This is a genomic window from Aetokthonos hydrillicola CCALA 1050, assembly GCF_017591665.1.
In the GTDB taxonomy this organism is placed as follows: Bacteria; Cyanobacteriota; Cyanobacteriia; order Cyanobacteriales; family Nostocaceae; genus Aetokthonos; species Aetokthonos hydrillicola.
The window spans coordinates 51,523-77,832 of the sequence record NZ_JAAKGC010000029.1 but is presented as its reverse complement, the minus strand read 5'-3'; the positions used below and the strand labels follow the sequence as shown (position 1 = coordinate 77,832).

At 42.1% G+C, this 26,310-nt stretch carries 23 protein-coding genes and 2 pseudogenes; 10 read left to right on the top strand and 15 right to left on the bottom strand.

The genetic code is table 11. The features are described from left to right. Positions 1–28: 28 nt before the first annotated feature. Both G4P69_RS16800 and G4P69_RS16795 read right to left on the bottom strand, forming a co-directional pair. Positions 29–700, bottom strand: coding sequence for a lipoate--protein ligase family protein (locus G4P69_RS16800; protein WP_208341418.1), 672 nt, complete (start codon positions 698–700; stop codon positions 29–31). Positions 701–750: 50 nt separating this feature from the next. Next, entirely contained in the window at positions 751–1,248 is a 498-nt protein-coding gene (locus G4P69_RS16795; protein ID WP_208341402.1) for a YbjN domain-containing protein, read from the bottom strand. A 267-nt stretch (positions 1,249–1,515) separates the two neighbouring features. Here G4P69_RS16795 and G4P69_RS16790 point away from each other — a divergent pair, with 267 nt between their 5' ends. Further along, on the top strand, positions 1,516–2,607 hold the full coding sequence (locus G4P69_RS16790) for a serine/threonine-protein kinase (RefSeq protein ID WP_208341403.1): 1,092 nt from the start codon (positions 1,516–1,518) through the stop codon (positions 2,605–2,607). Between the two features lie 21 nt (positions 2,608–2,628). Next, positions 2,629–3,129, top strand: coding sequence for a MarR family winged helix-turn-helix transcriptional regulator (locus G4P69_RS16785; RefSeq protein ID WP_208341404.1), 501 nt, complete (start codon positions 2,629–2,631; stop codon positions 3,127–3,129). Positions 3,130–3,241: 112 nt separating this feature from the next. Here G4P69_RS16785 and G4P69_RS16780 read toward each other — a convergent pair whose 3' ends face one another. The 3 genes from G4P69_RS16780 to gndA all read right to left on the bottom strand — a co-directional run bounded on the left by G4P69_RS16780 (position 3,242) and on the right by gndA (position 5,564). Continuing rightward, positions 3,242–3,436 (bottom strand): hypothetical protein, encoded by a 195-nt coding sequence (locus tag G4P69_RS16780; RefSeq protein ID WP_208341405.1) that lies wholly within the window; start codon positions 3,434–3,436, stop codon positions 3,242–3,244. A gap of 110 nt (positions 3,437–3,546) precedes the next feature. Next, on the bottom strand, positions 3,547–3,876 hold the full coding sequence (locus tag G4P69_RS16775; protein WP_208341406.1) for a DUF433 domain-containing protein: 330 nt from the start codon (positions 3,874–3,876) through the stop codon (positions 3,547–3,549). A gap of 254 nt (positions 3,877–4,130) precedes the next feature. Continuing rightward, positions 4,131–5,564 (bottom strand): NADP-dependent phosphogluconate dehydrogenase, encoded by a 1,434-nt coding sequence (gndA, locus tag G4P69_RS16770; protein ID WP_208341407.1) that lies wholly within the window; start codon positions 5,562–5,564, stop codon positions 4,131–4,133. Between the two features lie 566 nt (positions 5,565–6,130). On the opposite strand from gndA, the gene G4P69_RS16765 reads away from it, so the two are divergent. Next, positions 6,131–6,373 carry a hypothetical protein gene (locus tag G4P69_RS16765; protein WP_208350592.1) on the top strand — a complete coding sequence of 81 codons (243 nt, stop codon included), beginning with the start codon at positions 6,131–6,133 and terminating at the stop codon, positions 6,371–6,373. A 141-nt stretch (positions 6,374–6,514) separates the two neighbouring features. Here the strand turns inward: G4P69_RS16765 and G4P69_RS40460 are convergent. After that, positions 6,515–6,607: pseudogene (locus tag G4P69_RS40460) on the bottom strand (transposase); the annotation flags it as partial. Positions 6,608–6,647: 40 nt separating this feature from the next. On the opposite strand from G4P69_RS40460, the gene G4P69_RS16755 reads away from it, so the two are divergent. From G4P69_RS16755 to G4P69_RS16740, 4 genes are all read left to right on the top strand, one after another. Next, a complete protein-coding gene (locus G4P69_RS16755; RefSeq protein ID WP_310834148.1) occupies positions 6,648–8,018 on the top strand; it encodes an RNA-guided endonuclease InsQ/TnpB family protein in 1,371 nt (456 codons plus the stop codon). A gap of 155 nt (positions 8,019–8,173) precedes the next feature. Beyond that, entirely contained in the window at positions 8,174–8,815 is a 642-nt protein-coding gene (locus G4P69_RS16750) for a Ycf66 family protein (protein ID WP_208341409.1), read from the top strand. 343 nt (positions 8,816–9,158) lie between these two features. Continuing rightward, complete coding sequence (locus G4P69_RS16745; RefSeq protein WP_208341410.1) at positions 9,159–9,482, top strand: hypothetical protein; 324 nt, start codon at positions 9,159–9,161, stop codon at positions 9,480–9,482. 216 nt (positions 9,483–9,698) lie between these two features. After that, positions 9,699–9,854: a hypothetical protein gene (locus G4P69_RS16740; RefSeq protein WP_243902350.1), complete on the top strand. Its 156-nt coding sequence runs from the start codon at positions 9,699–9,701 to the stop codon at positions 9,852–9,854. A 106-nt stretch (positions 9,855–9,960) separates the two neighbouring features. On the opposite strand, the gene G4P69_RS16735 is transcribed toward G4P69_RS16740, so the two are convergent. After that, positions 9,961–10,407, bottom strand: a complete 447-nt coding sequence (locus G4P69_RS16735; RefSeq protein WP_208341411.1) for an effector-associated domain EAD1-containing protein — start codon at positions 10,405–10,407, stop codon at positions 9,961–9,963. A gap of 454 nt (positions 10,408–10,861) precedes the next feature. Here G4P69_RS16735 and G4P69_RS16730 point away from each other — a divergent pair, with 454 nt between their 5' ends. Then, positions 10,862–12,754 (top strand): S9 family peptidase, encoded by a 1,893-nt coding sequence (locus G4P69_RS16730; RefSeq protein WP_208341412.1) that lies wholly within the window; start codon positions 10,862–10,864, stop codon positions 12,752–12,754. Positions 12,755–12,966: 212 nt separating this feature from the next. Here G4P69_RS16730 and pgmB read toward each other — a convergent pair whose 3' ends face one another. The 5 genes from pgmB to G4P69_RS16705 form a co-directional block, all read right to left on the bottom strand. Next, positions 12,967–15,930, bottom strand: coding sequence for a beta-phosphoglucomutase (pgmB, locus tag G4P69_RS16725; RefSeq protein WP_208341413.1), 2,964 nt, complete (start codon positions 15,928–15,930; stop codon positions 12,967–12,969). Between the two features lie 304 nt (positions 15,931–16,234). Further along, positions 16,235–18,652, bottom strand: a complete 2,418-nt coding sequence (locus G4P69_RS16720) for a sucrose synthase (RefSeq protein ID WP_208350590.1) — start codon at positions 18,650–18,652, stop codon at positions 16,235–16,237. 263 nt (positions 18,653–18,915) lie between these two features. Continuing rightward, positions 18,916–19,254 carry a type II toxin-antitoxin system PemK/MazF family toxin gene (locus G4P69_RS16715; RefSeq protein WP_208346318.1) on the bottom strand — a complete coding sequence of 113 codons (339 nt, stop codon included), beginning with the start codon at positions 19,252–19,254 and terminating at the stop codon, positions 18,916–18,918. Then, positions 19,254–19,490 (bottom strand): ChpI protein, encoded by a 237-nt coding sequence (locus G4P69_RS16710; protein ID WP_208350587.1) that lies wholly within the window; start codon positions 19,488–19,490, stop codon positions 19,254–19,256. Before G4P69_RS16710 ends, G4P69_RS16715 begins: the two co-directional genes overlap by 1 nt. A gap of 94 nt (positions 19,491–19,584) precedes the next feature. Continuing rightward, positions 19,585–20,748: an extracellular solute-binding protein gene (locus tag G4P69_RS16705; protein ID WP_208350586.1), complete on the bottom strand. Its 1,164-nt coding sequence runs from the start codon at positions 20,746–20,748 to the stop codon at positions 19,585–19,587. Between the two features lie 371 nt (positions 20,749–21,119). Between G4P69_RS16705 and G4P69_RS16700 the strand changes: the two genes are divergently transcribed. Then, positions 21,120–21,497 carry a hypothetical protein gene (locus G4P69_RS16700; protein WP_208350585.1) on the top strand — a complete coding sequence of 126 codons (378 nt, stop codon included), beginning with the start codon at positions 21,120–21,122 and terminating at the stop codon, positions 21,495–21,497. 97 nt (positions 21,498–21,594) lie between these two features. Here G4P69_RS16700 and cobT read toward each other — a convergent pair whose 3' ends face one another. From cobT to G4P69_RS16685, 3 genes are all read right to left on the bottom strand, one after another. Then, entirely contained in the window at positions 21,595–22,746 is a 1,152-nt protein-coding gene (gene cobT, locus G4P69_RS16695) for a nicotinate mononucleotide-dependent phosphoribosyltransferase CobT (protein ID WP_208350595.1), read from the bottom strand. A 117-nt stretch (positions 22,747–22,863) separates the two neighbouring features. After that, positions 22,864–23,523: a DUF2232 domain-containing protein gene (locus tag G4P69_RS16690; protein WP_208350583.1), complete on the bottom strand. Its 660-nt coding sequence runs from the start codon at positions 23,521–23,523 to the stop codon at positions 22,864–22,866. 111 nt (positions 23,524–23,634) lie between these two features. Beyond that, the gene (locus G4P69_RS16685) at positions 23,635–24,312 is read right to left on the bottom strand and encodes a Crp/Fnr family transcriptional regulator (protein ID WP_208350594.1); all 678 of its coding nucleotides are present in this window, start codon (positions 24,310–24,312) and stop codon (positions 23,635–23,637) included. 684 nt (positions 24,313–24,996) lie between these two features. Between G4P69_RS16685 and G4P69_RS16680 the strand changes: the two are divergent. Next, positions 24,997–26,310, top strand: a pseudogene (locus G4P69_RS16680) (hypothetical protein); the annotation flags it as partial.

Here is a 26,310-nt window from a genome sequence, read left to right as displayed (position 1 = left end):
CTAATTAATATTGTTTGGGTAGTTATAGTTATGTTAGAGAATAGTTCTTAATGAGGTTCCATTCGTGTTCTGAAAGAGGTTGTTCAACTAGCTGGATATTAAAACAATCGACGATAGCAGCAGTTAAAGCTGTGATGATCTTTTCTATAGTTAGGTTTTGGGGGAGTTGAATTGGGGTAAAAGATTCTGAACCGAATACCTGAGCAAACAATTCTTGATTGGGTTCTAGACGGATCGAACCATGCTGCAAAATTACCTCACCTCTTCGCATTTGAGCGCTACCGATGAGTTTAGCACCATTACACAAAACTAAGTCTGCACCTGTCGCAGTGGTAAAACAGTTAGGATTATGGATATAACCTCTGCCAACTGTACCGTATTGTAATTCTACACCAAGCGATCGCCACCCTTGAATTAAGAACTCACAAATTTGTTGGTACACTTGCAGGCGATCGCCCTTTAGTCCAGATGTGATGACAGCGTAGGTTAAATCACCTTGGTGTAGCACTGCTCTTCCACCCGTAGGACGCCGCACCAACTCTATTTTTTCACCCTGCCAAATAAGATTTTCCCATTGTGGAGGGTATTTGTGTTGATTATAACCTAGAGAAATCGCAGGTGGCGACCAAGTGTAAAACCGTAAGGTTTGAGGATGCTCTCCACTGGAGTGTTGATCTAACAACCAACGGTCAATTGCCATCTGTATATTCCCAGATGCTTTGAGTAACGGAATCAGTCGCCACACTGGAGTCACGCTACACCAAACTCAGCTTGTAGTACATCGTCGTTGTTATCAGCGATTGTTGCCACGATGGTAATCAGCCGGGAAACTTCGCCAGGAGACAACTCTGCTAAAGTGCGGATCGAGATGACGACAACTTGATTTTCAATAATACCAAAACGAGCTTCAAAAGTACTAGAGCAGTTCATTTCCAATAGCTTCCGCATCAATTTCGGTTCATCTTTAGCCGGTAACTTGAGTACTGCTGCCCAAACAGTTAAAGTGTCATCATCAGTTGTGCCGGTAAGTCGAACAAAGACTTCGACGCTACCATACTGAAACTTCCACAGATAACCGCCATCTGGAGGGTGGCTAACCATAGCGCTATCGTTTTGTTCCAGAGAGTCAATAACGTTTTCAATAATCTCTATATGGTTAACGTTTCTTGTTTCCAACTCATTTATGAGTTCTTCGTTTGATACGGATTCGTTTGCAACTGTTTTTTCTTGGGATTGGTAGCTTGTCATACACTTTCACGGTCAACAGCACCATAATACTAGCAATTTTACGCTCGTTGTCCTTATCCGAGCGCATGTTCTAATTAGCAAGGCACAATAGAAAAATAGAAACAGCTATTTCTTTATTTTCAACGCGTCGCACCCAGGATTAAGCGAGGCGAGGTATGAGCGCTCCGGAATTGAGAATTGAGAAGACGTTCTTTCCCAGATCCCAATCCCCATTGCCCCATGCCCCATGCCCCATGCCCCATGCCCCATGCCCCATACCCCCCTAATATGAGCTACTGCCTCAACCCAGGTTGTCCAAAGCCTGATAATACTAATAATGGAAAGTTTTGCCTAGCTTGCGGTTCTAAGCTACTCCTTAAAGAACGTTATCGTGCCATCCAACCGATAGGACAAGGTGGTTTTGGTAGAACTTTCCTTGCAGTGGATGAAGATAAACCGTCTAAACCGCGTTGTGTGATCAAGCAATTTTATCCTCAAGCTCAAGGTACTAGCACCTTGCACAAAGCAGAGGAGTTATTTACTCAAGAGGCAATGCGCTTGGATGATTTGGGCAAAAATCCTCAAATTCCCGAACTCCTAGCATACTTTACCCAAGATGATAGACAATATCTTGTACAAGAATTTATAAACGGGCAAAATTTAGAACAGGAATTAGCAAAAAACGGTATTTTTAACGAAGCTCAAATTTGGCAATTGCTAAATAATTTATTACCAGTACTGCAATTTTGCCATACAAGGCAAGTTATTCACCGAGACATTAAACCAGAAAATATTATTCGTCGACTGCCTCAAGGAGATCTCGTTCTGGTTGATTTTGGTGCTGCTAAAATTGCTACCTACACAGCTTTAAACACCATTGGCACTCGTATAGGGAGCCCTGAGTATGTTGCACCAGAACAAATCAGAGGACAAGCTGTTTTTGCTAGCGATATTTATAGCTTAGGTGTTACTTGTATTCACTTATTAACTCAGCGCTCCCCCTTTGACTTATACGATGTTCATAACGATGCTTGGATTTGGCAAAATTACTTGAAGACTCCTATAAGTAACAACTTAAGTTCTCTTCTGGAAAAAATGTTGAAAACTGCGGTTATCGAACGTTACCAAACAGTAGATGAAGTTGTACAACAGTTAGCAACATCATCACGAACTACTACAGCCACCTCGCCACCAAAAGCAGGGGATCAAATTGATCTAGAATTAGAAGAAATGAAAACGATATTTCTTAAAGGTGGAAAACCACAAACAAACACTAACACTCAGTTTCAAACACAAAAACCTCAACGTTCTAATACGAGCAAAATAGATGACGAATTAGAAGAATTAAAATCTCAATATCTTGGTAATAACAATCCCTAAAATCAATAATTATCTGAATTCATGCCTGAGCGCAGCAACGAGTTTTATACACAGTATCAACATATCCTACCGCCAAATGCGTTAGGATACCGTTTGAAGTTATTAAGCCAATCAATTGATCGGCAATTTCAGGATATCCTTGACCCTTTTGGATTGACACCCTTACAGTGGGGTATACTCTGCTGTCTATGGCAACAGGATGGATTACCAACGTTACAAATTAGCAAACAACTTCAGCAATTGAGTGGTAACCTAGCAGTCGCACTACCCCTCATGGAAAAGCAGGGGTATATTCGGCGTCAATGCGATGAGAAGGATAGACGTATTTTTCGGGTTTGGTTAACATCTAAAGGTAAACAACTTAAGCAGGTTTTGCCCGCTCAGGCTAGTGAGTTGGATAGAAAACTCTTTGAATCTCTTTCGGTAGATGAAAGAGCCTCCTTTGCTGAAATAGTAGATCGCTTACGTCGGGATTACGAGAACCGTCAAAAATCAACCACTAAAAAAATAGATCAAACTTGATTTAATTACGATAAACTTGATCTTTTGTAGATTCAAAAATTTAACGAAAATAGTGCGGGAGGCAGAAAGCCCCGTGACTTTAGTCCGGGGATGAAAGCCGACGCGGGGGGATTTATCCCCCGTCATGTAGATCTTTCCACTCAGAAATTAATCTGGGCAAGGACGCTCTTAATTTCTTCTGCCAATCAGGGATAGATCTTAATTCGTTCTTAAGTTCAGTAGATACCTTAAAACATACAGGAGATCTGTCTAAAGCTTGTTCGCCTTCTGGTTTCCAGTAAGTTTCTTCTTTTTTGGGATTATTCATAGATATTTTTGGCTTTAATCGTGGTATACTACGATTAAAGCATTAAACGAATAAATGGATGTAGGAACCCAAAAAGACTTAACCAAACCGGTTCTCATCGGCAAGCAGCTTTAACATGCTGCTTCGCGTGCAAGCAGGCGATCACGTAAACCTTGCGGATCAAATCTCGCCTGATTCATCGCTCGAATTTCTTGAGATTGCTGCTTTCGGTGTTGTAGGTAGTCTTCTACCTCAGATTGGTGATTGAGATAGAAAGCGATGGTGGCATAAACATCAGCCAATTTCAACGACGGATACCGATAAACAATTTCCTCTGCTGTCGCGCCTTGCTTAAAAACAGTGACTACGGTATCCAATGTGACACGAGTTTTTTCCACAAGAATAACACCGTCTTCATTTGGCTTGAGAGGAGCAGGTTCAGCCGCAATTACCAGTGTCATAATTACTATCAATCTCACTGCTTTGATGGTAGCAGATCTTTCGTGGGATTGCAGTATGCTTGTGCTACCTCAGAAGGGACTTTGATCGTTCAGCAAACTTTCGGGGAAGTGCTTGAATTACTACTTAGCTAAAAAAAGTGACTCTGGAATCGAGAGTCACCTACAAAATATTAAGCTAAAACTTTTTACCCTTTCTTAGCAGAAGTTAGAGGGGTAGTTGGTTTTGTTGCTTGCAACTGTTTTGGGGTTGAAGTTTACACGGATTTTTCAGCAATTGGAGTCCATTCAGTGTGGAAGAAACCAGGCTTATCAATCCGCTCGTAGGTATGTGCACCGAAGTAGTCGCGTTGAGCTTGAGTGAGGTTTTGAGGCAAGCGATCGCTCCGATAACTATCAAAGTAATCCAAAGATGCACTAAATGCTGGTACAGGAATTCCGCTTTTTGCTGCTATTGACAAAATTTCACGCCAAGCTGTTTGCCTGTCGAGAATTGTCTGCTTAAATTCCGGAGCCAACAGAAGGTTAGGTAACGCTGGGTTTTCCTTAAAAGCATTCTTGATCTTATTCAAAAATCCAGCGCGAATAATACAACCGCCCTTCCAAATCCGAGCCATTTCGCTCAAGTTCAGTCCATAATTATACGTATGGGATGCTGTTGACAACAGAGCCATTCCCTGAGCATAAGAACAGATTTTTGAGCAATACAGAGCATCCCTTACCATGTTAATAAAGGCTTTGGTATCTCCATCATACTTGGTAATTTGAGGCCCTGTGAGTATCTTAGATGCTGCTACCCGTTCTTTTTTATAGGAAGAGATAATACGCGCATTTACCGCCGCTATAATTGTTGGGATAGAAACGCCCAACTCCAATGCACTCTGTACTGTCCAGCGTCCGGTTCCCTTTTGTCCCGCTGCGTCGAGAACCAAATCAACTAAGGGTAAATTTGTTTCTGGGTCAATATAGGGAAAAATATTTGCCGTAATCTCGATCAAAAAGGAATTGAGTTCATCGGTGGTATTCCATTCAGCAAAAACTTCATGTAACTGCTTATGGTCAAGCCCAACGATATTTTTTAGCAAGTCGTATGCTTCGGCAATAAGCTGCATATCGCCATACTCAATGCCGTTGTGTACCATTTTGACATAGTGACCTGCGCCACCAGGACCAATATAGGTCACACAAGGACCGTCATCGACTTGAGCAGCAATTTTCGTCAAAATTGGCTCTAGATACTGGTAGGAACTTTTTGTACCTCCAGGCATGATTGATGGACCGTTTAGCGCACCTTCTTCACCGCCACTGACACCCATGCCAATAAAGCGAAAACCTTCTGGTTCTAAAGTGCGGGTACGTCGTTCTGTATCTTCATACAAAGAGTTGCCACCGTCAATAATGATGTCGCCCTCATCTAGCATGGGTTTTAGCTGATCAATCACCGCATCCACTGGTGAACCAGCTTTGACCATGATCAAGATTTTGCGGGGACGTTCCAGGGATGCAACAAATTCTTCTAAGGTATAAGCTGCTTTGACGTTTCTTCCCTGGGCACGCTCGGCCATAAAAACATCTGTTTTATCGCGTGAGCGGTTGTAAACTGCGATTGGGAAGCCATTGCGCTCAACATTTAGAGCCAGGTTTTCACCCATAACGGCTAGACCAATCACACCAAAGCTTTGCTGTGTCATAGATTTTTTTGGCTAACTCTTGCAGATTCTTTTATCTTTAGGGTAATCCGAGATTTTTACTTCTCCCCTAAAGAAGACATTAAGACTTCGCGGTATTGGTAAAAATACACACTTTATATAGTTGAACACGGTGTAGGGAAAACATAAAGCGGCCTACTCATAGGTGGGGTTTCAACCTACCTGTAATACAGGGATTTTTTCGCTCCCCTTGGGGCGAGGCTTTAGACCTCACTTCAGGGCTAATTGTTGCCCTACGACGCCCTTAAGGGGAATGGCACTAAGAAAACCCAGAAAGGGGTCGAAGCGGGGACTTAGAGACGCGGTGACGCGGAGAGATTAAATAGAGGAAGGAAAGGATCCTTAAATAAGGAGAAAGAGTACAATGGCAAATATTCGCTCATTTAAAGAGTTAAGGGTGTGGCAGAATGCGCCCTTATGTAGCAATCTCCGACTAGCGGCAATAGCCACCAGTAAATAATGAAACTAGCACGTTTTAAAGGAAAAGCTGAAAGCTTTGCTATGTAAGGTTTATAAAATGTGCAAGTTAGGAGTTACGGGTTCCCCAGATGCCTACGGAGGGAAACCGTCCTGCAGCACTGGATTCACCGCCCAACGCAGTGGCTCCTCCTGCAGATCTGGATTCACCAGATTACTACGCTGGTAAACCCAGATGCAGAACTGGCTCCCCTACACTCTACCCCCTCACAGGTGTAGGTTTTTTACAGATACATCTAGGAGGGGTGAGACTAGGTAGACCTGGGGGAGAAGGAGGACAAGGAAGAAACAGCAAATTCAAGTATATGTACTGAATATGAGTAAAAAAAACATCCTTGTCTACTTTCCTTCCTTGTCCTCCTTGTCTTGCCAACACCCAGGTGTAAAAAACCTACCCTTGTGAGCACTCTACCCCCGCCCCTTAAAGCCCTTGCGTTTTCCAAGCTCTTCTGGTTTTGGTTTTGAATGTATTGCTTAACAATTTGAAGTGGCGCACCACCACAAGAAACAACACAGTAAGAATCGCTCCAAAGCTTATTTTTCCGATAGTGTTGTATATACTAATAGTAAGTTTACTACATTAACCATGTGAGCGAAGCAATTAATTATGGTGCACAAAAAGTAAGACTGGATCTTCCAACCATGGAAACCGAGCTAGTCGAGTTTCTTTTACAGCAAGCCAACAAGTTGGCTAATTGCGCTATTTATGGATTAAGACAATCGATTATTTGGTTCGGTCGAACTAGCTTTCATTTAGAAGTAGTTAAGAACGAATTGCAAACCGAATTCAAGGAGAATATTCATTACACAATTTTGCATTCCCAAGCAGCTCAAAGTGTTTTGCATAAAACAGCGGAAAACTTCTACGGGTATCAAAACTCTTTGATTGCTTATTGGAATGGGCAAAATCCAATCAAACCAAGAATGCCCCATTATCGCAAAAAAGGGGGATTGCACGAGATTACATATCCTTCCCAGGCTTTGAAGAAAAAGTATGACGAGGATGGGCAAGCCATACTGGGACTGCCATTAGGGTGGGATATCAAAAAGCTCTACTGGGAAGATATGCACCAGATAGACTATATCTGGATTCCCTATCCAACGAACATCAACCCCGACGATATCATAGAAGTGACACTTTCACCTCAAAATGGTGAATTGTACGCAATATTTGTTTACAAGCTTGCACCAGTTAATACCGTGTCTTTGGACTACAGTCTAGCTCTTGGGATTGACCACGGGGTGAATAATTGGCTAACTTGCGTTCCCAATACCGGCAAAAAAGGCTTTGTTGTAGACGGAAGACAACTTAAACAATTCAACCAGTTCTATCACAAACAAGTCTCAAAAGCTAAAACTGATAAACCTCAAGGTTTTTGGAGTGGTCATCTTGACCGCATCACTGCCAAACGCAACAGAAGGATGCACGATGCTACCAATAAAGCAGCCAGAGTAATTATTGATTACTGTCTAGCACAGGGAATAGGAAACATTGTTTTTGGTTGGAATAAAGGGCAATCCCAAAGTACTCATATGGGACGGCAAAACAATCAGAGTTTTTCCACAATCCCCACAGGTAAATTAAAAGAGCGACTACACCAGTTATGTGAGCTTTATGGAATTCGGTTTATTGAAACCGAGGAATCATACACCTCAAAAAGTTCTTTCTTTGACAATGATGCTCTCCACGTATTTGGTGAAAAACCCGAAAGTTGGAAACCGTCCGGGAAAAGAGAGAAGCGAGGATTGTATGTTACAGCCAAAGGCTATCATATTTCTTCTGACGCCAATGGGGCATGTAACATCTTGCGCAAGATTGCACCGTCAATCGGTGTCAGTCTTTCTAATATCACTATCAAATGTTGTCAGTTCCTTGAGCGCATCTATTTGTGGAAGCGTTCTTGTGAACAACACGTAAAAGCACCGCAGCTTGCTGCTAAGGCAATAGGAGCCCTTTGACCAGGCTCGTTAAACATATAGAATCGCTGCCTACCCTTCGGGAACGGCGAAGCCAAGGCAGGGAGGTTCAATTTGTGTAGCAATCAACAATTATCTTGCAAAATTTGCAAAATTAAAATATCTAGTGACGTGACACTGTAAGGAGTAACCGCAAAATGCTGGCATATATCCTGGCACTAGCTGTCGGTCTTGGTAGTATAGCCATTTACCTAACAGCTTTCTTTTTCCCAGAAATCCACCGTAAGAATGACTTTATTTGGAGCGGTGTAGGTCTATTCTACGCCTTAGTTTTATGGGTGTTTGCACAACGCATTACTGGAGGTCTTTTGCTAGGTCATGTGGCTAGTGTAGCTCTTTTATACTGGTTTGGATGGCAAACACTTTCGTTACGTCGGCAGTTAATACCAACGGGACAACAAACCCAAATACCTAGTGCCGATAGCGTGAAAACTACCATTCAAGCACAGGTTAATAAATTATCACTTCCAGAAAAGCTCGGTCAGTTACAAAGGAGTGTTGGTAACACCTTTGGTGGTGTAAAAGACAAAGTGCAGCAGACAGCGAGTAAAAAAACACCATCACCTACTCCAACGCCAGAAACTCCTGTGGCTACAATTAAACCTCCCGTTGATACTACTGTACCCGAAGCCATACCACCTAATCCCCCATCTCCAGAATTAGTAGAAGCCGCTCAAGCCGATGCTGAGGTTATTGAAGTTAAAGAAATTACACCCAATACTGAAGTGAGTCCTCCTACAGAAGTACAAGCTGATCAAACGCCACCCAATCCCTCGTAGTTGATACGAAGGAGTCGTGGGAGTCTTTAGGTGATTTACAGGAATAAATATACCGCCGCCGTTGGTTTCGACTTCGCTCAACCAACTGAGGTATCGAGAGTTGAGCGAAGCCGAAACTCGCACTCCTCAGGTATTTTCTTTCTCGGAAATCACCTTAGGCATTGAACTGCCGTGTGATTACATTTTCTGAAACCGCCCCAAGCGCCTGCCTCGAAAACAATCGCGCTTGGTTTTGTTTTGCGCCTGCTCTCATTGCCAACAGCCATGACTGCCAGAATTTTTTCTAAAACTTTAAACTCATAGTAGTCACCAAAGCTTATTTAGTCAACTGGGAGATTACAATGTGGATAGAAATGATCAGCAAAAACTTATGATCTTTCTGGAGTGTGTAGATAGACTCAAATGGACTCCTGAACTGGGTAAGCGCCTGCAATTCTTACGTGGTGAGGTGAGTATGCGAGCGCTTGCACTTAAAGTTAGCAAAAATGGTTTGACCTGCACCTATCAGTACATTCATAAACTGGAAGTTGGAAAAGCCGAAGCTGTTTCTACAGAAATCATTGTGGCTATTTGTAATGCTCTTGATACTGACTTCAAAAAACTTTTTCCTGCTGTGTATTTTGAACCTTCTGAGCTTTTGCGTGTTTTACAAGATCATGTCGCCTAGTGGTTGACTTTGTCTACTGCGAGTTGATAGAATGGAAAGACAAAAGCGATCGCAACGGAGGGAGTAGTACGCCAAACTAAGACCCTAACATACTCAAAAAAGAGTGTTTAAATTTAAACACTCTTTTTTGAGAACGTGTAAAGCAAATTACAAAGGATCGATCGCACCTCATTGGTAACATGTTCGTGTCAAAAGCGTTTTGTTTGATGCGAGATAATGCCACGCCCACCACGAGAACTCAAACCAAACTACTGTTACCACATTACCGTGCGCTGTAACAACCGAGAATTTAAGCTGAGTCGTCATGAATGCCGTGAAGTATTTCTCTACGCTATTAAAAAGGCTTACCGAGGGAGCTTTTATCCGAATTAGGGAGGCGGGTTTTAGTAGTGTTTCGTAAACAGATTCAATCCCTCCCCTAATGGGAGCTTATCTATCATATAGGGAGGCGGGTTTTAGTAGTGTTTCGTAAACAGATTCAATCCCTCCCCTGAAGTTCTATATAAAAAGATGAATTAAGTGGCACATATCCATCGGGATATTCTAATTCTATGTCTGGATAAGAGTGATATATATTATTTCCTGCTGTTTCTTGTTTTTGGGGAATGTTAGGTGAGGAAATAGAGAGTGTTTCTAGGTTGTAATTTGGCAAGAGTCCTTCTGCGGTAGCTTTTAAGAGATGGTTTCCAGGGTTTGACTCACGCGCAGCATTAACTAAATCTTCAATCCATCCCTGAGCTTCTGCTGTTTCTATTAGATTAAATACAATATCTTGTAAACTATTTCCACCTGCTATTGCGTCTAAATTTTTATCTAACTCAAACGCTAACATTCTCTCTAAGGATGCTTTATCACGAAAAGCATCAATTAAAGCCTCTTGTAATTTTTTACGTTGTTGACCAGATAAACGCAATATTTTTAACATGAATGTACAACTATAATGACATTTTAAATGATTGCTTTAAGAGGAATTTTACCTAAAAAGAGCTTGCTGAAAGGAGAGAGAATGCACCCCCCTCTACACCATACTTATAGACATACTACATGCCATGAAATAAATGTTGCAATCTGCCCCAAAGGCAGCCGAACGAGAGGCTGACATCTTGCACCATTCTGAATTAGCCCGATATCCCGCCCAGAACTTAAGTTCCGGGCTAATAGCATAGTCCATTGAAATGGACTGAAATCCTTGAGCAGTCCTCTTGAGAGGACTTAAGCTATCAGCCAGCGATTTAAATCGCTGGCTGGCTGACAGCCCAGGTGCAAGATATTTGGTAACATTGAACGTAAATTTAGTACTCAATAGCGTCATCATATAAGTGCAATTTTTAGTTAAATTTTTTACCACAATCCTAGCAGTACTTCTGCTTCCTGCATTTATGACTATTGCCCAAACTCCCAATATCACCCCTGGTGATAGTCTTGTCACCGAAGGAATTCCCCCTATCCCGGTCAATATTGCCCAAACTGTCGATCGCTATACTAATTTTCGCGCAGCAAGTCTATCAAGTTGGCATCCAACTCGGCGGGAAATGCTAATTACTACTAGGTTTGCTGATACACCCCAAGTGCATTTAGTCAAGACACCTTTGGGTACTCGTAAACAAATGACATTTTTTACCGAGCGTGTTCCGGGCGGAAGTTTTCAACCTACCCAAGGTGATTATTTTGTATTTAGTAAAGATATCGGTGGTAACGAATTTGCGCAAAATTACCGTTATGATTTAGCAACTGCCGAAGTGACACTTCTAACCGATGGAAAGTCGAAAAATAGTCGTGGTGTCTGGTCGAATAAAGGTGACAAAATAATCTATACTTCGACTCGTCGTACAGGTAAAGATAATGACTTATACATTATCGACCCCAGAAATCCCCAAAGTGATAAATTGCTTGCCCAAGTTGAAGGGGGTGGTTGGTCTCCTCTCGATTGGTCGCCAGATGATACTCAAATTGTGACTTTAGAATTTGTCTCAGCTAACGAAAGTTATTTGTACTTGCTAGATCCGGTATCAGGTAATAAAAAAATTATTACCCCCAAAAATGGCAAGGAAAAAATTTTCTATGGTGCGGCTGTTTTTAGTAAAGATGGTAAGGGTCTATATGTGATTACCGATAAAGGTTCGGAATTCTCACGGCTAGCCTATATTGATTTTTCTTCAATGAAATATGATTACCTCACCAGTAATATACCTTGGAATGTTGAAGATATTGACCTTTCTAAAGACGGTAAACACCTGGCTTTTGTTACAAATGAAGATGGTGCGAGCATCTTGCGTATCATTGACACTGCAACCAGAAAACCTTTATCTCTGCCAAAATTACCAATTGGACAAGTTGCGGGGATTTCTTGGCACAAGAATAACGAGGATCTTGGTTTTACATTGGTTTCTGCTCGTTCTACCCCAGATGTGTATTCTTTGAATATCCGTACTAACAAAGTTGAACGGTGGACTGAAAGCGAAACAGGTGGATTGAATACAGAGGGATTCGTCGATGCACAATTAGTACGGTGGAAAAGCTTCGATGGGAAGACTATTTCAGGGTTTCTCTACCTTCCTCCTAAGAAATTTCAAGGCAAACGTCCAGTAATCATAGATATTCACGGAGGACCCGAAGCACAATCGCGTCCTGGCTTCTTAGGACGTAATAATTATTACCTAAATGAATTGGGTGTAGCAATGTTATACCCCAACGTTCGAGGTTCGGCGGGCTACGGAAAAACCTTTTTACAGCTTGATAATGAGTTCAAGCGTGAAGACTCAGTACGCGATATTGGCGCGTTATTAGATTGGATAGCGACGCAACCAAACCTGGATAAAGACCGAGTCATGGTGACGGGGGGAAGTTATGGGGGTTATATGTCCTTGGCAGTGGCGACAAAATATAGCTCGCGCATTCGTGCTGCGATCGATATAGTGGGGATTTCTAACTTTGTAACTTTCCTCGAAAAAACCGAGGGGTATAGGCGCGATTTGCGACGTGTAGAGTACGGTGACGAACGCGATCCCAAAATGCGTGAGTTTCTACTAAAGATTTCTCCTGTGAATAATGCTCAAAATATCAAAAAACCACTGTTTGTAGTTCACGGTGCAAATGACCCTCGGGTACCTTTGAATGAAGCGCAACAAATAGTGGCGACGGTGAAAAAGAATAATGTGCCCGTTTGGTATTTGACAGCAAAGGATGAAGGACACGGGTTTAGTAAAAAGAAGAATATTGACTATCTGTTTTACGCAACGGTGATGTATGTGAAACAGTATTTGCTGAATTGAAAACTAAATTCTTTTCCCTCTCCCATCCTACGGTATACACACAAGTTATCGAATCACTACCAGTCCTCGCATTACCCCACCCTAACCCTCCCCTTGGAAAGGGGAGGGAACTAGATTCTCCTTGTTTCCCCCCTTTACAAGGGGGGATTAAGGGGGGTAATTCGACTTGTGTGTATACCGTAGACCATCTGGGAGAGGGTTAGGGTTAGGGTTCACTCTGTACTCAGTACTTTCAATTTAGCTAGCAAATCTACCCAGTGTACTTTTGCTAAGCTTGGTAAGACAATGTGAGCAGCGCCGACTCGCTCGTGTGGACCGAGTCCTACTGCCCACATACCACCTGCTAGAGCTGCTTCAACGCCTGCTGCTGCATCTTCTACGACTACACATTGTGCTGGTTCAAGTCCTAACTCTTTAGCAGCATACAAAAATAAGTCGGGTGCAGGCTTAGGTTTTTCTACACTATAGCCGTCTGCAATCACATCAATATACTTAGCAATGCCTAGTTTTTCTATCACAGGGCGTGCATTTTTGCTGGCTGAGCCAAGAGCTGTCTTAATACCAGCTTGCCGCAATTCCTCTAACAAATTTAGAGCGCCTGGTAGTAAATCAGCCGGTGAGATGTTCTCGATGAATTCCACATAGTAGCGGTTTTTACGATCCATCATCTGCTGAATTTGTTCTTCTGTGTATTGCTTATTGTTTCCAATGATCAGCAGCAACGACTCGCGACGCGAAACACCCCGCAGTGCTTCGTTCGCTTGGCGATTGAAGGGTAATCCTTCTTCATCAGCTAGCTTTTGCCATGCTAAGTAATGGTATTCTGCTGTATCAGTTAAGACACCATCTAGATCGAAAATAACTCCCTGAATATCAGAGGATTCAGGAATAGGAGATGAGAGGGATGGGGAAGATGAGGGGGATGTGGAAGATAAGACTTCTCTATCTCCCTGATCATTCGCTATTTCTCCTACTTCCGCAGTTTCTTGTTCTAGGCTCAAATCGAAATCGTGCCATTGACCACGCCAATGAAGCTTAAATTTTAGACGTTGCCAGCCTGGAGGTAGGTGTGGCTTGGCTATCGGTCCATTTTCTGTTAGTTTAACACCACCGAAGCCTAAAACCACAGCTTGCCAAATACCACCTGCATTTGCTCCGTGAATTCCTTCGTCAGCATTACCTCTAACGTCGTCGATATCTACCATTGCTGCTTGCATAAACTCTTGATACGCCTCCACTGCTTTACCTAAATCTGATGCTAAGATAGCGTGAATAGCAGGGCCGAGTGATGAGCCATAGGTGATATCAGTACGAGGTGCGTAGTAATCCCAGTTTTTCTCTAACACCTCATAGGTGTAAGGGAATTCTTCTGATTGCCGCATCAGATACAACAGCATGAGGACATCTGGCTGCTTGAGCACTTGGTATGTGTTACCTTCCTCGATACCCAAGACTTTTTGCATAGAACGATCGCGTGGTTCGTAGTCAGCTAAGTTAATATCTTTCAGTTCAAAAAATCCGTCAAACTGATCGATTAGACCAGTGGATTGGTCGTAGGGAATCCAGATATTTTGAATAATATCTTGCCAACGCGAGATTCTAGCAGGAGTCAGGTGCAGTTTTTTCTCTAGTTCTTGGGCGCGATCGCTATCATTTTGACGCAACCACTCATGAACTAAAAGTGCCTTCTCTAAATGCCATTGCACCATTCTATTCGTAAAGGCATTATTGTTCACCATTTCATGGTATTCATCAGCGCCAATCACCCCGCGAATTTCATACCGTTCGTACTTGGTGATGTACTCAACGCGACTACCCCAAAAAACAGCCGTATCCAAGATAATTTCAGCACCACAGTCTCGCATCCACTCATCATCACCAGTCGCGTACCAGTAATTCCAAACCGCATAAGCAATATCAGCACTAATATGGATTTCGCGATCGCGACACCAAATCCGGATGTCCTCACCGTAAGGATCATTAGGAGGTAACCAACGGGGTGTCACTTCATCCCCTGTATCGGCACTTTCCCACGAGTACATCGCTCCCTTATACCCATAATGAGCTGCCTTTCGCCGTGCTCCATTTAAAGTATGGTAGCGGTAAGTTAGCATATTACGAGCGAGTTCTGGTTGAGTGAAAATAAAAAAGGGCAAGATAAAGATTTCTGTATCCCAAAATACGTGACCACGATAACCAAATCCCGAAAGTACTTTCGCTGGAATACTCACCTTGTCGTCAAACGGCGTTGCACCAATCAACAACTGAAACAAATTGTAGCGAACAGCAAGCTGAGCTTTAATATCTCCCTCAATTAAAATATCGCTTTTATCCCAAACTGCTTCCCATGCTTGTTCCTGAGTATTCAGGGCAACTAAGTAAGAAGGCACTTGACTCAGTTTTTCACAAGCGGCTTGAACTGGATTTTCTACGTCTCGCGAAGTAAAAACTGTAACAAACTTCTCGACAACTACGGTCTTTTCTGGGGCAGCGCTAAATGTGGTGATGAAAGTGGGATAACCTGGCGCATTAGTGACTTGCAAAGAAGCCTCGTCTTCTGATATTGTCATCTTAGCTGCGATGCCAAGAGAAATACGAGTACTTCGAGTACGGAGGTTTAACCAGATCCCTTGATTATTTTTACCTTGATCTAACAATTCCCAGTGATTGAAACCTTGGTTTTCAGGATAACCGTTAAGGCTTCCCTGAACTTCGACGAAACCTTCAAAATCAACAGGCGTTAACTGACACCGTAGCACTAACACATGTTGATCTGCTAAACTAGCAAAACGCTCAAAGCTAAGGTCTATCGTTTTCCCACTCGGACTGCGCCAACGTACAAAGCGGCTGAGAATGCCTCGACGTAGGTCAAGATGCCTTTCGTAACGCAATGTTTCACCTTGATCAAGACGAAAGCGATCGCCATCAACAATAACGATAAGTGGCGACCAATCAGGACAGTTGGCAAGTTCGGTGTAGACAATAGGAACATCATCGTAAACCCCGTGGATAAGGGTTGCTGCCAAAGCACGAGGATAGCCTTCCTCAAAGCTTCCTCTTGTTCCTAAGTAACCGTTGCCGATTGTGAAAACTGTCTCTGTGTGATGAAGTTGGTCAGGATGAAACTCGGTTTCGATTAGTGTCCAGTCTGTATAAGTAAAATTATTTGTATCCATCGGCACGCTGTGTTGGGTGTTGGTTCTTAGGGTTTTGGAGAGCCAGTGCTCTGGACGGCTGCGCCTACTTTAAGCATCTGGCGTGGTTGGGGAGTAAATGCTAAAGAACGTTATAGCAATTAGCCTTGTTAATTGTGATACTAGCTACCACGCAAACGGGTTGAAAAAAATATCTTCTCGAGCTACACATTTATATAGATTAAACCTGCCCCCACTTACTCACCACTAACTACTGTAAGGGCAGGTTTAACAAAATAAAGTGTCTACTTACTGTTTTATAGACTAAACCCGCCGCTACTAACAACTACCTCTTCTGCATGTGCTGTTGGAGAATTATTTCAGCCCTAGGTTTATAGACCAGATAAAATAAGGCTTCCAAATAGCGATCTCTAGCTTCTCGATTTTCAGGGCTCACAAATTTCCAGAAGCTATAGATTTTAGAAAGTAATAGTAGCTGCTTGATGTGTGAATGCCAGTTGTATTTTATCCGAACTCGCTGACTCACCCACTCAGATATTTTATACCAGTATTCCTCTTCAGTATTGCACTGGTTAATAAAGTTCAATATTTTTTTGGCTGTTCCTTCTAGATCTGTAGGGTTAAGATGGAATTCATTTTCTTCAGAATCGTTAATAATTTCTAAAGAGCCACCAAATTGAGCGGCAAAAGCTGGTAAACCAGAACTCATTGCTTCCAGAATAGTTCGTCCGAAAGCTTCAAAGTGAGCAAAGTGAACAAAAATCCCTCGCTGATCGGCAATCACTCGGTAAGCTTCCCCAAGTTCAATGATAGGGAGGTACATGCCTAGCCAACGGATATGACCTTGCAAATGATATTGATTAATGATGCGATGGAGTTTATTAATTTGATCGGTTTCGTCGCTATTTTTAGCTTGTTCAGGATACAACTTACCGGTGACAAGAATTAAGTTAAATTGCTCTTGCAATGCCTCACTTTTACCGAAGCATTCTGCCAACCCTGCAAGGTTATCAATAGAAGCGATAGATCCAACGGCAAAGATTGGGCGCTTGCTTGGATCAGTCAACAAGCCAAGAATTAGGGGGTCTTTGCGGGTAAAGAGTAGGTCATGGACTCGTGTGCGAAGGTTTGGATCTCGTTGTTCTGTTTGGTCATAGGAGAAGAAAATATTTTCATCCACCCCTGGTGGCACCATGTTGAACTTAGGGCTTAACAAATCTATACCATCGACAACATGATATAAGCTTGGCATAGAAAAACATTTGTACGATTCGTACTGACCTATCGTATCAGGTGTACCCATAATTTCCTGATAAGTCGAGGTGATGATAAAGTCAGCCGCGTTCATGTTTATCAGATCGGCGGTAAATTGTGCCGAAAAGTGAAATTGATCCTCTAAATCTTGCCAATATAAGTTGCTGAAAAGGTGTTTAGGCTTTTCTAAAGAGTGAGCAATGTTGCAATGGGTCACTTTAAGACTACGTGCAAGGAGAAAGGCTACTAAATTACCATCGCTATAATTCCCGATGATTAAATCTGGCGCACCTCGTAATTGTGCTAATAGTTCTCTTTCTGCATCAATAGCAAATTTTTCTAAATAAGGCCAAATCTCAAATTTAGAAATCCACTCTTGTGTAATTGGAGGATAAGAATCATGGAAAGGAACACGCAATATCCAAGCGTTTTCAGTTAAGAGGACTTTTTCTAGGCGGAGGCTACAAAGAGTCCCTTCACAGTTAGGGATAAGGCGGGTAAGAATAATGACTTGAGGTTGAATCCCCAGAACGTCGAGTCCTGCAAGTTTTATTTCTTCACGCAGTTTGTTTTCTAGGCTGCGTGCTTGCTCTAGAACATATATGACTTGACCGGCTGTTTCTGGTCTTCCTAAGACACCTTCTTGGGAAACCCATCCGTGTATGGAAACTAGGACTACACGAAAAACTGCGGGAATGCGCTCAACAAAGGCTTCGAGAATAGCTGGTTCTGGGGTAGTGATCAGTCGCGCAAGAAGTTCTAAGGTTTCGCGTATTCTTGAAGAGGTGTTTCCCCAACCTGGTTCTAAACCAAATTCTTGCAAATCAAAACGGATTTTTTCGTAGGGTTCGTTGGGGGGACGATCTCTAAGAAAATTTAAAACTTCTTTAATTTGCCCTGATAATTGCTGCCCTGAATGAATACGATCATTAATAAGTATTGGGATGCCATCGTATCGACGTCTGTGTAGTACATTAAATAATACTTCTAGCCAATACTCAGGATCAGTTAAGACCTGACTACATAGATGACGGTTTAAGAATGCTAGCCCTTGACCAATATTTCTAGGATCGTTTATTGTGGGGGAACCTTGGTAAAAAGGATTGAAGTCTATTTCTAGGATTCGAGGTTGGAAGCGATTCACTAGGCGATCGCGCACATTTAATAACGCCTGTGGTGTCATCATCTCGAAGCTAGCCATATTTGCTGCCAGTCGCCAAACTTCTTGACTAGCAACTCTTTGTCTGACTACAAACCAAGTACTGTCATCTTCCAGAATAATTTCGTGGGTGTAGTTAATGAGTTTCCCTACAGAAGAAGAGTGATAAAAGTACGCTGGCTTTTGAGATTTGTAACAGTAGTCGGCAAACGCTTGCAAAATCTCGTTTCTTAGGAAGAATTTCTTCCCCAAACTACTTAATGTAAAGAGCAATTGACGCAGAGCCGTTTTTTCTTCACTGTTTAAGACAGTTTTAACCAGTTCATGCATGGTAAATTTCTAAACTCCAGCTAGGTCACAACCTCGTTTTTTCCTCAACAAATATTGTCTCTTAATCTGATGGTTGAAACGAGATAGTATCCCCCTCTAGGTTAGCGCATGATCTCGTTATCCTAACTGTATTTATAATCTTTACAGTTCTTTCTATAGTAGTAGGTATGTTAGCTTATGCAGATTATGCTTATATTGTCAATCATTATTTATTGATTGTAAAATTAAGCACATTTTTAATCTGGATGATCTATTACCACTTACTATAGCTGGAGAACTAAACGAAGACCGTCTTCAACAAGTAACATGACGTTATCGCTTAGTTGACTTACTTGTGCTGTCAAAAACGATTTGTGCACAGTGATAACTTGCGAGACGTTTATAACAGAATCTTGCGGTAAACCAGTTTTATCGCTTGTCACCAAAATATTCCCTGGAGCATCAGCTAGTCGAAGATTAGTTGTGAGTACGACAGCAATAACAGTCCGAATTCGACTACGATTAAATTCATCTGCCTGAACAATTAAGACGGGGCGACGATATCCAGGTTCAGAAGCCACGGGTGTTGGTAGATCTGCCCACCAAATTTCACCTCGCTGCATCACCAGGTTTCCTCAGATAAAGTCTGGGCTTGTAGTTGCACAAAGAACGGACCAATAGAGCTATCTTCCTCGGTGTATACAGCATCTAGCTGTTTGGTGATTTCTTCACGTTTATGGACTTTCAAGTATTCTTGAAGTGCCATGCAATACAGTTCACTACGGGATAAACCCATACATTTTGCAAATTGTTCGGCATCCTCAAAGAGCCGATCTGGAATTGAAATCGCTGTTTTCATAACACAGGTATAACTTCAGTTATACCTCTCATACTACCGAATGTCTGCCATCGTGGCAATATTAGATTTTCATGTGATAGAAACAAAAAAATCTTTATTTATCAGGTATTTGCTTAATCTTTGCGAATAAAGATTCATACTGACTAGTAGTTTTTTCCGGTAAGGGAAGCAAAAATTCACTTTTATCAAAAACTTCAGTATTAGTTTGCAAAAGTTTGGTTAATAGCTCTGATATCCCAGATGGGTTTATTTTCGTCGAAGTTGGCGCATTGGTTTTAGTAAGCACAGAAATATCGTTAGCAATGTCGCGACTCCAACAAAAATCAATCCATTGGTATGATAAAGTTTTTGTCTGTTTGCCTTTAGGCTGAACCCACAAATCAGCCCAGACTGCTGTGCCTGATTGGGGAATTGCTACAGCAAGTTGAGGGTAGCGCCCAACAACTGGCAATACATCATCTGACCAACCAACAGCTAGCCAAGTATCTCCTATAATGAGTGGTTCTAAGTATCTAGTAGAACTATAAAATTTTACTTGTTGGTTCAGGGCGCGTAGTTCTTTTTCTAAATCTGGAACTGTATCAAGATTTTCTGTGTTGTATGATTTTCCAAGCTTCTTTAAAACAAGACCGATCACTTCCCTTGGGTGGTCGAGTACAGAAATGCGCCCTTGCAGTTCACCCCGCCACAAATCACTCCAATCCCTCGGTGTCCAACCTAATTCTTCAATAAGCTTGTCACGGCGGTAAACAATTACAGTGCTACCCCAACGATAAGGGGCACCCCAAACTTTTCCTTTAGCATCAATCAAACCTTGGTCGTTACGAGTTACTAATTCCTGCCATCTTTTGGGTAGAGTAGACCAATTTTTTAACTGTTGCACTTCCAGTGGTTGAATTAGCTGCTGTCTAATTGCTGCGCTTATCCAGTAATCTCCCACTGTTACCAAGTCAACTGGGCTAGCCTTCTGGGATTTTGCTAGAGGTATGAAGCGACGCCATCCTTCTTCCTTACTAGGATCTACTTTCTTCTGCCAAGTTTGCAATTGTCGGAACAAATCCTCTAAGTGCTTGACTGGAGCAAATTTTAACTGTGGATTTTGCTGCAAACTTTTCTTAAAGCGATCAACTACCTGACCAGGAATAGAATCTTGCAACAACTGCACTTGTAATTGCGCCTGGTTGTTTCCCCCACAGCTTACAAGCAGTTGTGACAATAGCAGTGTACCTGTACCTACCAAAAAAGACCGTCGCTCCATTAGATTTTGGAATTAGATTATATACGTCAGGGATTTTAATAATAACGTTTGTAGAGTTGCTTGACTACAAGCGAAGAAATCTTAATAAAGTTTACAGACTCTTACAAAGAATAGGAGTGTAAGCTCATTTAATTTTTCGGAAAACTAACATTGAGTAAAACATAGGAAATTACATCACTTGTTGAGGTAGTGAACAGTAAACAAGGGCGTACAGGGATAATTAGCTTTTTCACAAATGATTTAATTTAAAATCGGCAATTTTAGTGTTCTTCTTGAACATAAAATCTTAAAAGTTAAAAAAATCATAAGTAAAGTTAATATTGCTAGTAGATTGAATAACATGGAGAAACATAAGCAGCTAAGGGTATTAAATGGAGCCATTACAAAAGCAGGTATTGACTTTGAGTTATAAAGTGGATGCCGTGTATCAAATGCTTGAGCAACTAGATAATAAAGTGGCTCAAGCTTTATCAGATCGCTCTTTAGACAAAACACACAAAACTAAAGATAACTATGTTGAAAATACTGATAATGGGCGATTTCGGTTAAAAGGACATATTAGTTTAAATTCGGAACTTGAACATAAAGATGTGTTAATGGACGGTATTTACCCAGATACCAGCCTTCAAACAGGAGATAAAAATATAACACCAGAAATTCAAATCCAAAGACTAACAGCGCAATTAACAGCAGCTTACAATCGTATTGCTGCTTTAGAAGAACAACTACTGCTCAAAAGAATTCAATAGTGCGGTACGAAGGTAAGAATACAGGAGTCAGGAGTCAGAATTTTTCAAAAATAATGTCAAGAAGAAAAACAGAGCGTTTTTTTGCTGTGCTTAAAAGCTAAAGCTCCTCTAGAAGAGTTTCAATAGCTTCTAAGAGATTGTGCTGCTGCCAATTTTGACTAAGAGAGGCAGCAATACAAAGCCCCCCTGCTCCCATACCTTCTTTGACAAATCCCTGCTCATAAACTCTGAGTTGGGAATAGCGGGAATTAGCAAAACTTAGCCCAGTGGCTATTAGGGGTGGAGAAACTTGATTAAGACTGCTATGGCTCTGGCTCTTACCAATTAGTTGCGCTAGTCCAACAGTGTCGCCTGTAGGATCTTCTGCTACCCAGCGAGTTGTTCCTACGACTACCTGTTCTGGTTGCCAGGATAAGGCGTAAGCTTGAGCGATCGCATCGATTAGTGCATATACAGCTAGCATTTGTGTTCCCCCAGCCAGCAAAACCCCACAACTACGACTGGCTGCGATCGCCATCCCAGCGACGACAATTTGCATGGGATCGCCTACAGCAGCGACTAATTTCAGTGGATCTAGTTGTGGAGAAGACGAGATCACTTCCCCCATCCCCCTAGATTTCAATCCAGACTTCTCTAATCCCGCTTGCACCACCGACCACTTTTGGGCGTGATTACAAGCTGGGTGGCTGCTGTTGACTTTTCCTAACGCTGGTATACCCAAACCAGTTAAGATAGCCAGAGCGGTTGTAGTGCCTCCCACAACACACTCACCTAAAACGAGATACCCTTGTTGAGTTTTAGTACTTAAGCGTTCACCCCAAAGCAACCCTTGCTCTAATAAGTGCTGTACCAATGCGTGTTCCATAGCGTTGCCTTGACTTAAGCACCTAGCTGGATAGCCATTCAGATCAATTGTAGGTACAGGAGGAGGCTGGAGTAGTCCAGCATTGAACAAATAAACAGGAATTTTTAGTGCTTCAACCACAGCACGGGAAATAAGCACAGGAGACACCCCAGAAAACAGTGGTGGTAGAGGATATTGAGGATTTCTTTGAGGACCATAATACAAAAACTCAGCATCAGCACAAGCCGTATATTTCCGATCCTCTGGTGTTCGCCCAGCCGCTGAAATTCCAGGAATCAACGCAGTTTCTGTGTATCCTAAAACACACGCAAACACAGGCATACAACCCCGATAGCGCGCAATCCATTCCTCCCCCCGTTCAATCTCAGTATAAACACGAACCATCATAAGTTAATTTTAATATTGAGCAGCGAGCAGGGATCTCTTAGCAGGGGGAGAATAAGAAAATTAGTTTTTACTATTTTCTCAGTACCCAGTACCCAGTACCCAGTACCCAGTACCCTACTCATAATCCATAAGCACTTGTACCCATTGTGGCGGACGAGGGATGGGGTTACCTAAGCGATCCAACAGTAGCCATGCTGCTAGGTGTACTACGAACAAGTAAATAAAGTTGTTCAATATAATCACGCCAATAGTCACTACTTGAAGCCAAAATACGCTAGGAGTCGCTAATATATCAAACTTAACGAATATCCACTCCAATACCTCTGTAAACTGATTAATTAAATAAATCCACAGGTCTTCATTCGTTAAAACAGACAACAACCATAAGCGAAAAAAGACTCCCACCGTGCCAAGTAGGGTACCTAAACTAATAGAAACAATCCAGGGAACACGGCGATGCCATGTTGCCCCTAATAGTACACCCATGAAAGCAAAGGGCATAACAAACAACAAACTGCGAAATGGTCCCATAAGTACCGACAGCAGCAATCCAGAGGTGACGGCTGCCATCCATGCCGCTCTGTTACCCCAACGGAGGTATACTAAGGCGATCGGTACTGGGAAAAATATCCGCAAAACCGGGCCTAAAGGAAAGTAGAAATTAATAAACCAAATTAAGCTAGCAGTACTGGCTAAAAATGCCGTCTCTACCATCCTCAGGGGCGCTTCAAGTTTAATAGGGGTGGTTTTAAGTTCTCGTGTTTGTTTAACCATTGATTGAGAAGGTTGACTGATGAACTACCTACACTGTACTCGCAGGATTAGTGCCAGTAGTTCATATCCATTTTTTACGACTACAGAATAAGCATCGGGAGGGCAGTTACGTTAAACTATCATTCGCTCTAACGCCAATAAATCCGGAATACAAATAACCTCCTGCTCGCGTTTAATCAATCCTTTTTTTTCTAACCGTGTGAGGACTCGTGTAACTGTTTCTCTGGCTAACCCACTTAAACTGCTCAATTCTCGATGAGGTAAATTAGGAATTTCAGTTCCTTCTTCTTTTTTCTTTCCTTGTCCTTCCGCTAAAAACAGTAGCGTGTCCGCAACTCGTGACTGACTGTCAGATTCTCGCAATCGCAGCCGACGATTTACTTGTCGCAGGCGTCGCGCCATCAGTTGTGCTAATCGAACTCCTGCCAAAGGTTCCGTTTGAAGTAATTTGACAAAATCCTGAGCAGGCAGGCTACCGATAACCGTAGAAGTCAAAGTAATCACATCAGTAGAGCGAGGTGCTTCCTCTAATGCTGCCATTTCACCAAACAACTCTCCTTTGCCAAGAATATTCAATGTCACTTCTCTGCCTTCCAAGTTGTAGGTGCGAATTTTGACCCATCCATCCCCTATGAAGTACACAGAACCACCCCAGTCATTTTCTAGCAAAATCACTTGATTCGCTGGGTGAGTGCGGCTAACAAGATGGGTTAAGGCTAGTTCCACAGCAGCTTCTGGCAACCCTTGAAAAAAGGGAGTTGAGTTCATCCAGGGATTAATATCTTCCATCAGCAATTTTTTTATTAAAGCTGCAATATACAAAACAACAAACAACAGCACCATTCTAAGACTAAGCCATAAAAGCACAGCCCCTTTCAAACAAAAGCTAATCTATGTTACACAAAAAACTATACAACTAGAACGGGCAAGAAAATAAAGCAACTGCCGTTTAGGCTCCTATTAGCACCTGGATGTATTAGACTACTTAAAAGCCACTGCGCAATGCCTGCCCATCTGCCCCCTTAACAAGCGTGTTATTCCAATTATTATTATATCTAATGATACTCAAGGCGATTGATTTTTGTTAACCTGAGATTTTTAGCTGCTTTTACAAGACAAGGCTAAAGTGGTTGCTTCTGGTGCTTATAACTTCTGGCAAAAAGGTAACCAGCAATTAACAGTTTCTTGTAGAAATAACCGTTGACAAAAAGGGAGCAGGAAGTAGGACTAAGGGAGCAGGGCAGGAGTATTGGTTTTGCCATATAATCCCCCTGCTCCCTCTGCCCCTAGGGCAGGTCAAAGATACCTCTTTTGTGTTTGAAAGCTCGACTGAATTGTAAAGCTAATTTTAGAAAACTATGCGTTGTATTGACAATTATCGCACTTTCGGCCAAGGATTCGTAACATAATTGCAAAAGTTGTAAACCAATTTTGATACTACAAAATGTATAGTTCTATACAAGGTACATGAAAGTGACTTCCCTCACAGACGAAATTCAAACGCTACTTACAGATCTTGACAATTTACTTGCGAATAAAGGCAATCGCTTGTCTAAAATTCTCTCTGGTGGACAAGGACAAGAGCCAAGACAGGTTTTAGAAAGAATTCGCAACTTTTTGGCGAAGCTAGCAGAAAGTGAGGCTCAAGCAGGTGGTGATCAAAAGCAACGCTTAACTCAACAGTCTCAACTATCCCCTTTATTGGCGAGATTTGTTGATCAAAATAATCCATCATCACCGCAGCAAAGCCAAACCAATCAACAGGAGGTTGCTGTTGAACAAGCTCAAATAAAGAGTGAATTGTCAGCATTGCTAATGCCGTTGCAAGTGGAATTACAACATCTGTTGCAAGAGCGAGCATCTCTTGTCACGGAAATTAGAGAGCTAGAGCAAAGGCGATTACAAAACTACTCCTTGGCACAGCAGCTGGCTAACCAGGAAAAAGTGATTTCTGAATTTTTGCAGGTGCTGATGAGCCGCGTAATGACGTTAACACCTCCTAGAGCAGAGACTACCCCAAATTACCAGGTTCAGCCGTTTCTCACACCGGATTTAACGAAAAAGGATAATCCAGAGCTAGCAATCTCCTCTAGTCAACCTTTAGCAGAGCCCAGAGAGCAAGTAGAGCGTTTAACTCGACTTGCCAAAGAACTGGATCAACAGATGCTGGCACTAGATGGGACAGTGAATATTGTCTTTGAGGCATTACAGCGCAATATTAATACTTATCATGAGTCCTTATCCCAAGCACTTGCACGAATGCATAGCAAAGGTGTACAAGGAGAACAGTTACTTGCAAGCTGGATCAATAATTTAATCCAGCAGTTACAGCAACAAGCCATTTCTAATAAACCCTCTAATCCTAGAGTAGAAAATGAAACATTATCGCAAAGCTCATCTTCTCCAATAACCACCGATACTCTTGCTCCAAAGACAAACTCTTCAATTGCAAATAATTCTCAAGAAAATGGATTGGAAACCTTAGAAGAGAGTGCAAGTACAGTAGATCTAGATGCAATAATTTTGCAACTAAATCAAGATACACAAAATTCAACCACAAATGTTGCAAAGGTACAGCCGGATGATTCAGAGTTAATTACTGATGAAGTCGATCAACTATACGCTAGCTTGTTTGGTAGTGAAAATTTAAATGACTCATCCCTTGCGCTTGATTCAACAACTACCACACAAGAACACCCGGAAACTACACCGCCTTCCGAGGTAACCACACCAGAACCAGTTGCACAAGAACACCCGGAAACTACACCGCCTTCCGAGGTAACCTCC

What these genes read in the sequence shown, in the direction of transcription:
- G4P69_RS16800 (WP_208341418.1), bottom strand. Translation starts at nt 700, where the DNA reads ATGGCAATTGACCGTTGGTTGTTAGATCAACACTCCAGTGGAGAGCAT.
- G4P69_RS16795 (WP_208341402.1), bottom strand. Translation starts at nt 1,248, where the DNA reads ATGACAAGCTACCAATCCCAAGAAAAAACAGTTGCAAACGAATCCGTA.
- G4P69_RS16790 (WP_208341403.1), top strand. Translation starts at nt 1,516, where the DNA reads ATGAGCTACTGCCTCAACCCAGGTTGTCCAAAGCCTGATAATACTAAT.
- G4P69_RS16785 (WP_208341404.1), top strand. Translation starts at nt 2,629, where the DNA reads ATGCCTGAGCGCAGCAACGAGTTTTATACACAGTATCAACATATCCTA.
- G4P69_RS16780 (WP_208341405.1), bottom strand. Translation starts at nt 3,436, where the DNA reads ATGAATAATCCCAAAAAAGAAGAAACTTACTGGAAACCAGAAGGCGAA.
- G4P69_RS16775 (WP_208341406.1), bottom strand. Translation starts at nt 3,876, where the DNA reads ATGACACTGGTAATTGCGGCTGAACCTGCTCCTCTCAAGCCAAATGAA.
- gndA (WP_208341407.1), bottom strand. Translation starts at nt 5,564, where the DNA reads ATGACACAGCAAAGCTTTGGTGTGATTGGTCTAGCCGTTATGGGTGAA.
- G4P69_RS16765 (WP_208350592.1), top strand. Translation starts at nt 6,131, where the DNA reads ATGCCTACGGAGGGAAACCGTCCTGCAGCACTGGATTCACCGCCCAAC.
- G4P69_RS16750 (WP_208341409.1), top strand. Translation starts at nt 8,174, where the DNA reads ATGCTGGCATATATCCTGGCACTAGCTGTCGGTCTTGGTAGTATAGCC.
- G4P69_RS16740 (WP_243902350.1), top strand. Translation starts at nt 9,699, where the DNA reads ATGCCACGCCCACCACGAGAACTCAAACCAAACTACTGTTACCACATT.
- G4P69_RS16735 (WP_208341411.1), bottom strand. Translation starts at nt 10,407, where the DNA reads ATGTTAAAAATATTGCGTTTATCTGGTCAACAACGTAAAAAATTACAA.
- G4P69_RS16730 (WP_208341412.1), top strand. Translation starts at nt 10,862, where the DNA reads ATGACTATTGCCCAAACTCCCAATATCACCCCTGGTGATAGTCTTGTC.
- pgmB (WP_208341413.1), bottom strand. Translation starts at nt 15,930, where the DNA reads ATGGATACAAATAATTTTACTTATACAGACTGGACACTAATCGAAACC.
- G4P69_RS16720 (WP_208350590.1), bottom strand. Translation starts at nt 18,652, where the DNA reads ATGCATGAACTGGTTAAAACTGTCTTAAACAGTGAAGAAAAAACGGCT.
- G4P69_RS16715 (WP_208346318.1), bottom strand. Translation starts at nt 19,254, where the DNA reads ATGCAGCGAGGTGAAATTTGGTGGGCAGATCTACCAACACCCGTGGCT.
- G4P69_RS16710 (WP_208350587.1), bottom strand. Translation starts at nt 19,490, where the DNA reads ATGAAAACAGCGATTTCAATTCCAGATCGGCTCTTTGAGGATGCCGAA.
- G4P69_RS16705 (WP_208350586.1), bottom strand. Translation starts at nt 20,748, where the DNA reads ATGGAGCGACGGTCTTTTTTGGTAGGTACAGGTACACTGCTATTGTCA.
- G4P69_RS16700 (WP_208350585.1), top strand. Translation starts at nt 21,120, where the DNA reads ATGGAGCCATTACAAAAGCAGGTATTGACTTTGAGTTATAAAGTGGAT.
- cobT (WP_208350595.1), bottom strand. Translation starts at nt 22,746, where the DNA reads ATGGTTCGTGTTTATACTGAGATTGAACGGGGGGAGGAATGGATTGCG.
- G4P69_RS16690 (WP_208350583.1), bottom strand. Translation starts at nt 23,523, where the DNA reads ATGGTTAAACAAACACGAGAACTTAAAACCACCCCTATTAAACTTGAA.
- G4P69_RS16685 (WP_208350594.1), bottom strand. Translation starts at nt 24,312, where the DNA reads ATGGAAGATATTAATCCCTGGATGAACTCAACTCCCTTTTTTCAAGGG.